Source organism: Frankia sp. Cppng1_Ct_nod, assembly GCF_920656135.1.
Classification (GTDB): Bacteria; Actinomycetota; Actinomycetes; order Frankiales; family Frankiaceae; genus Protofrankia; species Protofrankia meridionalis.
This window is the reverse complement of the sequence record NZ_CAKKTK010000062.1, coordinates 1-11,250: the sequence shown is the minus strand read 5'-3', so window position 1 is coordinate 11,250 and position 11,250 is coordinate 1. Positions and strand designations below refer to the sequence as shown.

At 68.1% G+C, this 11,250-nt stretch carries 12 protein-coding genes and 2 CRISPR repeat arrays (1 of these 14 only partly in view); of the genes, 7 read left to right on the top strand and 5 right to left on the bottom strand.

Annotated features, from left to right (window positions below):
* Positions 1-49: a CRISPR direct-repeat array (repeat unit 37 nt; unit sequence GTTTCTATGCCCTCATGATCGGGCTGGGGTTAGCAAG); it reaches 712 nt to the left of the window's first position.
* 327 nt (positions 50-376) lie between these two features.
* A complete protein-coding gene (cas1, locus tag NBW77_RS16505; RefSeq protein WP_131745453.1) occupies positions 377-1,504 on the top strand; it encodes a CRISPR-associated endonuclease Cas1 in 1,128 nt (375 codons plus the stop codon).
* Positions 1,505-1,526: 22 nt separating this feature from the next.
* Complete coding sequence (cas2, locus tag NBW77_RS16500; protein WP_131745452.1) at positions 1,527-1,808, top strand: CRISPR-associated endonuclease Cas2; 282 nt, start codon at positions 1,527-1,529, stop codon at positions 1,806-1,808.
* A 231-nt stretch (positions 1,809-2,039) separates the two neighbouring features.
* Positions 2,040-2,447: direct repeats of the CRISPR family, unit length 37 nt; unit sequence CTCGCTAACCCCAGCCCGATCATCAGGGCATAGAAAC.
* 102 nt (positions 2,448-2,549) lie between these two features.
* Here the strand turns inward: cas2 and NBW77_RS16495 are convergent.
* Both NBW77_RS16495 and NBW77_RS16490 read right to left on the bottom strand, forming a co-directional pair.
* On the bottom strand, positions 2,550-2,759 hold the full coding sequence (locus tag NBW77_RS16495; RefSeq protein ID WP_242605585.1) for a DUF5615 family PIN-like protein: 210 nt from the start codon (positions 2,757-2,759) through the stop codon (positions 2,550-2,552).
* On the bottom strand, positions 2,756-2,986 hold the full coding sequence (locus NBW77_RS16490; protein ID WP_131745451.1) for a DUF433 domain-containing protein: 231 nt from the start codon (positions 2,984-2,986) through the stop codon (positions 2,756-2,758). The genes NBW77_RS16495 and NBW77_RS16490 overlap by 4 nt, the downstream gene beginning before the upstream one ends.
* Before the next feature lie 165 nt (positions 2,987-3,151).
* On the opposite strand from NBW77_RS16490, the gene cas6 reads away from it, so the two are divergent.
* Together cas6 and fabG are read left to right on the top strand one after the other, a co-directional pair.
* A complete protein-coding gene (gene cas6, locus NBW77_RS16485) occupies positions 3,152-3,886 on the top strand; it encodes a CRISPR system precrRNA processing endoribonuclease RAMP protein Cas6 (RefSeq protein ID WP_250279970.1) in 735 nt (244 codons plus the stop codon).
* Between the two features lie 250 nt (positions 3,887-4,136).
* Positions 4,137-4,868 carry a 3-oxoacyl-ACP reductase FabG gene (fabG, locus tag NBW77_RS16480; RefSeq protein WP_207386838.1) on the top strand — a complete coding sequence of 244 codons (732 nt, stop codon included), beginning with the start codon at positions 4,137-4,139 and terminating at the stop codon, positions 4,866-4,868.
* Here fabG and NBW77_RS16475 read toward each other — a convergent pair whose 3' ends face one another.
* Positions 4,869-5,618: an enoyl-CoA hydratase-related protein gene (locus tag NBW77_RS16475; protein WP_284346941.1), complete on the bottom strand. Its 750-nt coding sequence runs from the start codon at positions 5,616-5,618 to the stop codon at positions 4,869-4,871. It lies immediately after the preceding gene.
* Positions 5,619-5,739: 121 nt separating this feature from the next.
* On the opposite strand from NBW77_RS16475, the gene NBW77_RS16470 reads away from it, so the two are divergent.
* Positions 5,740-6,165, top strand: a complete 426-nt coding sequence (locus NBW77_RS16470; protein WP_131745475.1) for a pyridoxamine 5'-phosphate oxidase family protein — start codon at positions 5,740-5,742, stop codon at positions 6,163-6,165.
* Positions 6,166-6,214: 49 nt separating this feature from the next.
* Here NBW77_RS16470 and NBW77_RS16465 read toward each other — a convergent pair whose 3' ends face one another.
* The gene (locus tag NBW77_RS16465; protein ID WP_131745474.1) at positions 6,215-7,657 is read right to left on the bottom strand and encodes an aldehyde dehydrogenase family protein; all 1,443 of its coding nucleotides are present in this window, start codon (positions 7,655-7,657) and stop codon (positions 6,215-6,217) included.
* A gap of 362 nt (positions 7,658-8,019) precedes the next feature.
* Here NBW77_RS16465 and NBW77_RS16460 point away from each other — a divergent pair, with 362 nt between their 5' ends.
* Positions 8,020-8,652 (top strand): DUF6758 family protein, encoded by a 633-nt coding sequence (locus tag NBW77_RS16460; protein WP_131745448.1) that lies wholly within the window; start codon positions 8,020-8,022, stop codon positions 8,650-8,652.
* A 44-nt stretch (positions 8,653-8,696) separates the two neighbouring features.
* Entirely contained in the window at positions 8,697-9,623 is a 927-nt protein-coding gene (locus tag NBW77_RS16455) for a diacylglycerol/lipid kinase family protein (protein ID WP_250279967.1), read from the top strand.
* A gap of 57 nt (positions 9,624-9,680) precedes the next feature.
* Here NBW77_RS16455 and NBW77_RS16450 read toward each other — a convergent pair.
* A partial coding sequence (locus tag NBW77_RS16450) for an alkaline phosphatase D family protein (protein ID WP_250279965.1) occupies positions 9,681-11,250 on the bottom strand: 1,570 nt, incomplete at its 5' end.

Here is an 11,250-nt window from a genome sequence, read left to right as displayed (position 1 = left end):
GCTCTGGATCAAGTTTCTATGCCCTCATGATCGGGCTGGGGTTAGCAAGGGCACCCCCTTCGGGACCCTCCCTGAGCTGCGACGATGGTACCCGGTTGCGAGGACCCGACATCAAAGATCTTGCTAAAGATCGACAACTTGCCCTCGATATAGATCAACATATGCTTGGACCTGCGCAAACGCGCCCATCGGGGATCATGCCGAAAACGGGGCTTCAACGACAACCCTGTACCGATCACGATCATGTCGGCTTGATTGTAGTCCAACGCCGCCCTGGCGCGGCACGAAGCACTCTCGTCCCCACACCATGCGACATGACCGAAACCCCCGGCATATCGGCTACCGTACGCATCATTCGGGGACGGGAGGGCGTCGCATGGGCATGCTGTACGCGCGGGCGTTCACCTCGCAGGCGCTGCTGGACGCCTGGGCGGAGGTCCGCGACGCCGCCCTCGCCGACGGCCGACCCGACGCCGAGGTGGACTCTTTCGAGGTCGATGCGGCCCGTCGCCTCGACACGCTCGGGAAGGCACTCGCGGACGGCGAATGGCAGGCATCCCCGGTGCGGCGGGTGGAGCTACCGAAGCCGTCCGGCGGTGTCCGCGTGTTGGGTGTGCCTTACCTGGTGGACAGAATCGTCGAGCGGGCGCTGCTGCGCGTACTGGACCCGGTGATCGACCCGCTGCTGCTGCCGTGGAGCTTCGCCTACCGCCGTGGGCTCGGTGCCCGGCTGACAACGCCCGTCACGTCCGATCCGCAGGTTCGCCGTGCCCAGTACAAGGCCGCGGACGACGAACAGCGCAGCCGCACCCTCGCCGCCGCCTTTGTCGAGGGGAAGGTCGGCAATCTACGGGTCGCGGTGTTGCGTTCCGCCCGCCGGGAGGACGACGCCGACGCGTTCGTGGCCGGCGAGTTGATGCGTGAACTCGCCGGTCGATTACCGACATGCGCCAGTCTCGACGAAATCCTGGGTATCGAAGGGGCCTCGTCCCGGGAATATTTCCAGACGCTGCGCCGCATGCTCGACCCGGTCTGGGGCTTCGAAGGCCGCCAGCGCCGCCCACCACCGGACCCGGTCAACGCGATGCTCTCCTACGGGTACACGATCCTCACCCACGAGGCGATCGCTGCCGCCGAGGCCGCCGGGCTCGACCCGATGGTCGGCTTCCTGCACCAGCACCGGTGGGGACGGCCAGCCCTGGCCCTCGACCTGATGGAGGAGTTCCGCCCGGTCACCGTGGACGTGGCGATGTGGCGGGCGATCAGCTCGGAGCAGATCCGCCCGGAGCAGTTCGAGAACGACCCGAACCAGGGCTGCCGAATGGCCGCCGACGCTCGCCACGCCTTCATCGCCGCCTACGAACGCCGGATGCTGACGCTCACCACCCACCAGCCCTCCGGACGGCGTGTCTCCTACCGGGTGGCCCTGTCGTTGCAGGCCAAGGCGCTGGCCCGAGCCCTGCTCGACCCGGGCGAGCCCTACGTTGCGCTGCGGTGGAAGTGACCGGTGCGGAGGTACGACCCAGATGATCATCCTGATCTGTTACGACATCGTCAGCGACCACCGCCGGGAGGACGTCGCGATGCTGCTGTCGGGCTACGGCCCGAGGGTGCAGCTGTCGGTGTTCGAATGCGAGGTCCGTTCCACCGACGAGCTGCGGAAGCTGAAGGCGGAGCTACGGGACCGCATCGACACCCTCGAGGACCAGATACGGATCTACCCGACCACCGAGGCGACCTTCAGCGAACGTCACATCATCGGCGCCCGCACCGTCGAGGAACGCTCCGACTACTGGATCGTCCGATGATCGCCGCAAAATTGGCCGCAGTGTATCAAACAAGCATGAACATGATCAGTACAGAGTTCGCACCGAACCCCACTTTTCACCATGATCCCCGACGAGTCCATTTGTGCAGGTCAAGATATATATTGATCTATCTTGCCGACCGGATGTCGATCTCCATCAAGATCCTCGACAGCAGGTCCCCGCAACCGGGTACCATCGTCGCAGCTCACAGGGCACGCCACAGGGGGTGCCCTCGCTAACCCCACCCCGATCATCAGGGCATAGAAACGTGCAAGTCAAAGGGACAAGGACGCGAGGAACAAGCGCTCGCTAACCCCAGCCCGATCATCAGGGCATAGAAACATGTACCCGAGGCCGGCGTCCTCGCAGACCGTCTCTCGCTAACCCCAGCCCGATCATCAGGGCATAGAAACTCGAAGGCCGCGATGACCCGCGTCCCCGGCGCGACGCTCGCTAACCCCAGCCCGATCATCAGGGCATAGAAACGTCGCACTGATCTGGTCACCGTTCGTGGAAGCGTTCGAGACCCCTCGCTAACCCCAGCCCGATCATCAGGGCATAGAAACCTAGTACCGGCCGTCGAACGACCGCGTCTCCACGAGCTCGCTAACCCCAGCCCGATCATCAGGGCATAGAAACGCCAACTGTTACAGCACGCAAAAGCCCGAACAGCCAGTGTCCGGGCGGTGAGAGAGGGTCAGGGAATCAGCGGAAGGTCGCGGATCCGGACCAGGCGTTCGGTCAACACGACCATGTTTCCAGCATCAAGCGCATCGGCAAGCTGGTCCAGGTTGGCGAGCAGAAGGTGAAGTTGTTCCGCCGGTCGACGTCCGCCATCTCATCGTCGGCGGCACCAAGGCCTACGTCACGTACATGCACAACATCGTTTCCGGATTCATGAAGGCCACGCGCGATACTCTGCGAAAGATTGTTGTCGAGGAGAAACCTCACGCTGGTATGATCAGGGGAAGCTGCCGTTCCCGCACGGCTTCGGCGGCGAACCGCAAGGACTCCCAGACGTCTTCGCTGTCGAGGTCCGGCAGCTCATTGACGACCTCATCGACGGTCATACCGTCAGCGAGCATGCCGACGACGGTGGCGACCGGTATGCGCAGCCCCCGCAGGTATGGCACGCCGCCCATCTGCGCCGGGTCCACAGTGATCCGAGTGAAGTGCACGACCGTCTCCTCCCTCGTAAGGATACGTCGACCAGGAACGGTCGATCTCGCCTATCCATCAGCAGGAGCGGGGACGGGATGGAGTCCGGCCTCCCCCCGCAGGGGACCTGAGGCACGCACGGCTACTCTGGGCGCCGCGATTGCTGATCCGGTCTGGAGGGTGCGATGCCGGCTTCGCTGGTGTTGAAGTTCGCCACACCGCCGCGTCCGCCGTTACCGCGCCAGCTGCTGGGTGCCGCCGCGCAACTGTTCGAAACCGCCGACTCCGACCATCACGCGGAGACAAAGCCGTTCGCGGTCGGGCCGGTCGTCACCCCGGCCGAACTACACAGCTCGACCGGCTCCCCCGGCTCCCCATCGATGGCGATCTGGCGGCTGGGATGGCTCGGCGACGGGGACCTGCCGCAGACCTGGCCACCGCGGGCGGTCCGCTTCGGGCCCTGCGCGCAACAGGTCATGGGGTTCGACGTGGACCCGTGGCCGTTCGCGCGGCTGGCATCGGTCGGAGCGGCCCGGCGGGTCCGGCTCCGGATGCTCACCCCCACGTTCTTCTCCCGCAACGGCCGGGACCTCCCGCTACCCGAACCGGTACTGATCGTGCGTTCACTGCTCGCCCGGTGGAACGCCCACGCCCCGGCCGTCCTCGCGGTCGGCGACGACGCCGCGAGGGAGCTGGTCGGCGCGGTTTTCCTGGACGCCGTGTCGGGCTCGAGCAGGCAGGTGCCGGTCACCGAGCAGATCCGGCAGGTCGGGTTCGTCGGCGAGGCCGAGCTGCGCCTGCTGAAGACGGCGTCCGCGGGCACCGCCGAGTTGTTCGGTGCGCTGATGCGGTTCGCGGCGATCGCCGGGATCGGCGCTCAGACCACCCACGGCTTCGGTGCCGTCGAGGTGACACGGTGACACGGTGACACCGAAGTGAAGCCGCTCGATCGGCATCGGCCCGCCAACCGACGACGATGATCGACGGGACTTTGTCTATAGGTACGTGAATCCGGCCGAAAAGCGTTCATATCAACAAAGTCACGTGGATCATCGGTAGCCCGGCAGGGGGTAGAAACGGTATTACTATTGATAGGATTCCCTGCCCGGCGGCCAGACCGACGGGATGCGCGCCGCCGGCGCATGGGGACGCGTGGGAAAAGGAGCACCCGTGGGACTGCTCGAGGGAAAGGCCGCTGTCATCACCGGCGGCGCACAGGGCCTGGGGCTCGCCATCGCCCAGCTCTTCGTCGCCCAGGGCGCCAGGGTGGTGCTGGCCGACATCAACGTCGACAAGGCCACGGAGGCAGCGAAGGAACTCGGGCCGGCGATCGCCGTCCGCACGGACGTCACCAAGGAGGACGACGTCGCGCAGCTCGTCGAGGCCTGCCAGCGGGAGTACGGGCGGATCGACGTGATGGTCAACAACGCTGGCATCACCCGCGACGCCAGCATGAAGAAGATGTCCGCGGACGACTTCCGGCTCGTCGTCGACATCCACCTCTACGGCGCGTGGCTCGGCACGAAGGCTGCCGGCCTGGTCATGAAGGAACAGGGCGGCGGCTCGATCATCAACATGTCGTCGATCTCCGGGAAGGTCGGCAACTTCGGCCAGACCAACTACAGCGCGGCCAAGGCCGGCATCGTCGGGCTCACCAAGGCGGCGGCGAAGGAACTCGCCCGCGGCGGGGTGCGGGTCAACGCCATCCAGCCCGGTCTGATCCGCACCGCCATGACCGAGGCCATGCCCCAGCACGCCTGGGAGTCGAAGCTCGCCGAGATCCCCATGGGCCGGGCCGGCGAGCCGTCGGAGGTCGCCGGGGCCGCGCTGTTCCTGGCCAGCGAGCTGTCCAGCTACATCACCGGGACGGTCCTGGAGATCGCCGGCGGACGCCACATCTGACTACCGTCCCGCCCAGCGGGGGGCGCGCTTCTCGAAGAACGCGTTGATGCCTTCCTGGCGGTCCTCGGAGGCGAGGATCGTGTCGACCGCCTCGGCGGTCGCCTGCCAGCCCTCGTCGTCGTCGGCCGCAACCAGGCGGTTGATCGCGGCGAGGCTCGCCCGGACGGCGACCGGCCCGTTCGCGCAGATTGTTTCGGCGAGACGGACCGCCTCCGCGAGCGCCTCACCCGGTTCGGTCACCAGGTTGACGACCCCGAGCAGGTACGCCCGCTCGGGGTCCAGCGGTCCTCCGGTGAGCAGCAGCTCCTTGGCGACGTTCGGCGGCAGTGCACGGGGTGCCCGAAACAGCGCCCCGCTGGACGCGACCAACCCGCGCTGAACCTCCGGAAGCCCGAACCGGGCCGTACGCGCCGCGACGATCAGATCGCAGGCCAACGCGATCTCGAAACCGCCGCCCAACGCCCAGCCCTCGACAGCGGCGATCAACGGCGTGGTCCGGTTCCGCCGGATGATCCCGTACTCGCCGCCACGTTCGGTCACCGCGTCCTGGCCGCCGGAGAGGTCGGTACCGGCGGAGAACACCGCGGCGGTACCGGTGATCACCCCGGCCCACAGGTCGGGATCGTCATCGAGTTCGTTGAGGGCGGCGTCGATGCCGAGGGCCATCTCCCGGTCGATGGCGTTGCGCTTGGCCTCCCGGCGCATCGTGACGATGAGGACCCGTCCGCAACGCTCGGCATCCACTGGCACCCGGCCGCCTCCTTGCGCCACGATGACCCAGATCACACATCCTGGATATGATTAGCGAAGTTAGCAGAAGGAGCGTGCCTGCGTGCCGACTCAGGAGCAGCGCCGTGGCCGGGCGATCGCGATGACCTCCGCCGAGGTGGACGCCTTTCTCTCGGGGGAACGGACCTGCCGGGTCGCGACTCTGAGTCATGATGGTCCGCACGTTGCCGCGCTGTGGTTCGTCTGGGACGGCACGTCGCTGTGGCTGAACTCCATTGTCCGCAGCCAGCGCTGGACCGACGTCATCCGCGATCCCCGGGTGGCCATCGTTGTGGACGCCGGTGAGCAGTTCCAGGAGCTTCGAGGAGTGGAGATCAAGGGGACGGCCGAGCCGGCCGGGGACATCCCCCGCACAGGCACGCCCGACCCGGATCTCGCCGAGCCGGAGCTGCTGTTCGCCCGCAAGTACTCCGGCCGCAACGAAATGATCCATGACGGACGACACGGCTGGCTGCGGATCACCCCCACTAAGATCACAAGTTGGGACTTCCGCAAGCATCAGTTCTGACGTCCCCCACGCCGGCAACCGATCGACGCCGGCAACCGATCGACGCCGGTTACAGGTCGACGCCGGTGAGGACGAGAACACGTTCGGCGGTGAGGTCCTCCATGGCCGCGCGCACGCCCTCTCGGCCCACCCCGGACGCCTTCGTGCCGCCGTAGGGCATCTGGTCGGCCCGGTATGACGGGACATCCCCGACGATCACACCGCCGACCTCGAGCTCCCGGTGCGCGCGGAACGCGACCTGTACATTGCGGGTGAAGACCCCGGCCTGCAGCCCGTGGGCACTGTCGTTGATCCGGGCAAGGCCGTCATCGAGTCCGTCGACCGGTTCGACGACGAGCACCGGTCCGAAAACCTCCTCCCGCACCACACGCGCGTCCGGGGGAACATCCCGTAGTACGGTCGGCGCGATCGTCGTCCCGTCCCGCTTGCCACCGACCACAACGGTCGCGCCCGCGTCCACCGCCTCGCCGATCCATCGCTCGACCCGTTCCGCCGCCGCCAGGTCGATCAACGGCCCGACCTCGGTCGCCTCGTCGGCGGGGTCCCCGGTGTGCAACCGCTCAACCGCGGCCGCGACCTCGGCCAGCAACTCGTCGTACACGGTGCGGTCGGCATACACCCGCTGGACCGCGATGCACGACTGGCCTGCCTGGTAGTTCGAGAAGGTCGCGATCCGCTGTGCCGCCCAGCGAAGGTCCTCGGCCGAGGACCAGTCAGCGGCCACCAGCGCCGCCGCGTTACCGCCCAGTTCGAGGACGACGTGCTTACGCGGCACCGCGTCCCTGATCGCCCAGCCGACCGCCTCGGAGCCGGTGAACGACACGACCGGCAGCCGGGGGTCCGCGACCAGGTCGGGCATGGACTCGTTCGGCACGGTCAGGACCGACCATGAGCCTTCGGGCAGGTCGGTTTCGGCGAGCAGTTCACCGAGCAGCAGGGACGACAGCGGTGTCTTCGGCGCCGGTTTGATGATGATTGGCGTGCCGACCGCCAACGCGGGCGCGACCTTGTGGGCAACCAGGTTCAGCGGAAAGTTGAACGGCGTGATCCCCAGTACCGGGCCGCGGGGGAAACGCCGGACCACGGCGACGTGCCCCGCCCCCGCCGGGTCGGTGTCGAGCCGCTGCAGTTGTCCCGACCAGCGCCGGGCCTCCTCCGCGCCCCAGCGGAACGTCGAGGTCGCCCGCGCGACCTCGGCCCGCGCCCAGGTCAGTGGCTTGCCACTCTCGGCGGTGATGAGCGCCGCGATCTCCTCACCACGCTGGGCGATCCGCTGGGAGACATGGGTGAGCGCGGCGGCCCGAGCGTGCGCAGGCAGGGCCGACAGGGCGTCCGCTGCCACCGCTGCCGCAGCCACCCCCGCGTCCACCTGTGCCGGGTCCGGCTGCGCGACGGTGGCGATCAGACGACCGTCCCACGGGTGATGCACCTCGACCGATGTCGGACCCGTTGCCGGACGGCCGGCCACCCAGAACGGCTCGACCTTGCTCATGGCTGCCACATCTCCACCTTCATGCACAAGACGCGGGCACGGGTGACGCCACGCGGGACATCGAACGGCGGGACGTTGAACGGCACAAGGTCGTACGAGGTCGCGCAAGGCCGTACGGGGCCGTACAAGGTCGCACGCCGAACGCCGAACGCCGAACGCCGAACGCCGAACGCCGAACGCCGAACGCCGACACCCGAGTTGCCCCCGGTCGCGCAATACCCAACCGCGCAGGCTTCATAGCACCGAACAGGGGAACACATCGGCAGCCGGACGCCGAACGGGTTTGACGAAAGCAGTCAACGGGAAGTCCATGAACTGGTGAATCTGTCAGCGAGTGGTGCGCATCGCCGGGGAGCGGACCGGTGACGGCGCCTCCTGCCTGTCCCCGGTGTATGCGAACGGTGCGGCCACCCGACCTGTGGAGCAACCAGTGGCGCTGCGACGAACACGGTGATGTAGCGCCCTACCGGATTGCGGGGTCCTCCCGCGAACAGGTGCTGCTTTTTCTCGCACACGAGGCCACCACACCGGTATGGGTCCCCTGGCCGATGCCGGTGCACTGGTTCGCCAGTGGAGTCGCCTGGGCCGGTGACGACCGCACCGGGCCGAAGGCGACCGCGTTCGCCGCCTGCGGGCCGTCCCCGCTCGGCGGACCGGCCGAACTCGTCATCGTCGCCGAGGAACCCGGCATCGGGCTCGGCGCGCGGCTTGCCGGCCTGCCCGGGATGGATCCAGAACGCATCAGCGGCAGATCCGAGGAGAAGATCGAAGCGGCCGGGCACCCGACCGCCCTCTGGCCGGTGGTCTGCCCTCCTGACCGGGCGGCGTTCGTCGGTGAAGCCTGCGGGGTGTGGCTGTGGGTGGTGCTGTGGCCCGCGAACGCGGCCACCCTGCTGCTGGAGCATCTCGTCGTCCAGGACCTGCGCAGCGCCGAGGCGGTCGCCGGATGCCTTCTGTTCGGTGCCGACAGTTCCCAGCTCGGACGGGTCTCATAGGCTCGGCTCTCGCCACCGCCGTGGACGCGAGGAGAGCTGACGTCATGACCACTGAGCCGCTGACATCCGTGCCACTCCCCGCGGATGTGGACCGCCGGCGACTGTTGCTCATCGTCAACCCGCACGCCGGCGGTGGCCGGGGTGCCCGCGCGCTGCCTGACGTCGCCGCGGCTCTGCGTCGCTGGGCATCCGACGTGCGGATCGAGCTGACCCGGGATATCGACCACGCGTCCGACCTGGCCGCGGATGCCGTCGCGGACGGGCGGGTGGCGGTCGCGCTCGGCGGGGACGGTCTTGCCGGGCGGGTCGCCGAAACCGTGGCACGCCTCGGCGGGCTGCTCGCCGTACTGCCCGGTGGCCGTGGCAACGACTTTCTGCGCGCGATGGGCGCCGCCAGGCAGCCGGTGATCGCCGCGACCGCGCTGGCCAGCAGCTCCGAACGCCGTATCGATCTTGCCGAGGCGGGCGGCCGTGCCTACCTCGGCATCGCCAGTGTCGGCTTCGACTCGGACGTCCAGGTGATCGCCAATCGGACCCGGTTCGTCCGCGGTCAGCAGGTCTACACCTACGCGGCGCTGCGCGCGGCAGCCGCGTGGAAACCGGCCCGGTTCACCGTGGAGATCGACGACGGCGCCCCGCGTGAAATCGTCGGCTGGACGGTGGCGGTGGCCAACTCGGCCTGCTATGGCGGTGGGATGCGCCTCGCGCCCGCGGCATCAATCGACGACGGTCTGCTGGACGTCGTGCTGCTCGCACAGTGCGGGAAGACCACGTTTCTGTCGACCTTCCCGAAGGTGTTCTCCGGAAAGCACGTGGACTCCCCACACGTCGAGGTGCTGCGGGCGCGCAGGATCCGGGTGGATGCCGACCGCCCGTTCCAGCTCTATGCCGACGGCGACCCGATCGCGGACCTGCCCACCGAGATCGTCCTGCGACCGGGTGCACTGCGTTTCCTCGCTCCAGCCGGATAAGGGCCGGATAGCCGGATAGCCGGGTAGGCGAGTGGCCGGATAGGCGGGTAAGGGCGGTCACGCCTGCTGGGCGCCGGGCCGCCCGTCCTCGATCACCCAGGTTGCATCGGTGGTGACCGGTGCGTCCCGGCGGTCGATGGTCTCGGCGATCCGCTGGTCGGCCCGCCACTCCCCCGGCGAGACCCGAACGCGGGTGTAGCCGCGTTTGTCCCCGCGGAAATACCGCACATGCGGGTTGAGCAGCCGGTTGTTCTCCCGGACGAAGTCCTCGTTGACCAGGAAGAACCCGGAACTGATGGATGTGCATACAAATTCGGTGCCGATCACCGGCGTTTCCGGCCTGTTGAAGTCGACCCGCAGGTCGTTGACCCAGGCGCAGTGGATGTCGCCGGCCAGGATCACCGGGTTGCGTACTCCGGTGTCCCGGACGGCTGACAGTAGCCGGGTCCGGTACGGTACGTAGCCGTCGTTCTGGTCGAGGTTCGCGAGCACCGGTCCGCGGCCCGGGACGGCCTGGGCGTGCAGCTGGGCCATCATCGTCTGCTGGGCGATGACATTCCACCGGGTTCGCGACGCGTTCAGGCCGTCGATCAGCCACTTCTCCTGCTCGGAGCCGGCCATCGTCCCCGTGGTGTTGGAGTCCCCGAGCGACGCCGGGCCGATGTCCTGGGGGACGCGACCCGGTTGCGGAGTCCGATACTGCCGGGTGTCCATCACGTTGAGGGTGAGCAGGTCACCGAAGGCGAACCGGCGGTAGAGCCGCAGATCGGGCGAACCCGGGGTGTAGCTGACCCGGATGGGCATGTGCTCGTAGTACGCCTGGTAGGCGTTCGCCCGCTGGCGGGCGAAGGCGGGCGGATCCTGGTGCTTGTCGCCGGTGTCGCCGGACTCGTCGGTGAGGCCAGCGTAGTTGTTCTCGGTCTCATGATCGTCCCAGGTGACCACCCACGCCGAGGCCGCGTGGGCGGCCGCCAGCGCCGGGTCGGACTTGTACTGGGCGTACCGCGCCCGGTAGTCGTCGAGGGTCTGCAACTGGTCGAGACCGGGTGTGGCCGGGGTGGTGTGGCGGCGGTCGGGGAACCTGCTTTTCGGGTCGTACTCGTAGATGTAGTCGCCGACGTGGACGACCAGGTCGAGGTCGTCGGCGGCGATCGCGTTGTACGCCGGCCAGTAGCCGTTCTGGAAGTCCTGGCAGCTCACCAGCGCGAAGCTCAGACCGGCCGCCGCCGCCGACGTGGCCGGCGCGGTACGGGTCCGCCCGACCGGGCTCAGCACCGTCCCGGCACGGAACCGGTAGAAGTACGGCCGGCCCGGTTTCAGTCCGCGGACGTCGACGTGCACGGAATGCGCCAGCACCGATGTGGCCGTCTGCGTTCCCGCCTGCACGATGTCGGTGAAGCGCTCGTCGGTCGCGATCTGCCAGTCGACCGGGATGTCCCGGTCGGGCAACGTCGTCCCACCGGAGGACGGTGTCACCAGTCGCGTCCACAGGATCACCCCGTCGGGCAGTGGGTCACCGCTGGCGACGCCGAGGGAGAACACCCCGTCGCTCACACCGGGGATCGGGGTCGCCGGCCGTAGGCTCGGACGCTGCGTCGGCCCGCCGCTGGAGCCGTCCGAGCAGCCC

Excerpts from the sequence above, each read along its gene's own strand:
- NBW77_RS16465 (WP_131745474.1), bottom strand. The coding sequence starts at position 7,657 with ATGAGCAAGGTCGAGCCGTTCTGGGTGGCCGGCCGTCCGGCAACGGGT.
- cas2 (WP_131745452.1), top strand. The coding sequence starts at position 1,527 with ATGATCATCCTGATCTGTTACGACATCGTCAGCGACCACCGCCGGGAG.
- NBW77_RS16470 (WP_131745475.1), top strand. The coding sequence starts at position 5,740 with ATGACCTCCGCCGAGGTGGACGCCTTTCTCTCGGGGGAACGGACCTGC.
- NBW77_RS16455 (WP_250279967.1), top strand. The coding sequence starts at position 8,697 with ATGACCACTGAGCCGCTGACATCCGTGCCACTCCCCGCGGATGTGGAC.
- cas6 (WP_250279970.1), top strand. The coding sequence starts at position 3,152 with ATGCCGGCTTCGCTGGTGTTGAAGTTCGCCACACCGCCGCGTCCGCCG.
- cas1 (WP_131745453.1), top strand. The coding sequence starts at position 377 with ATGGGCATGCTGTACGCGCGGGCGTTCACCTCGCAGGCGCTGCTGGAC.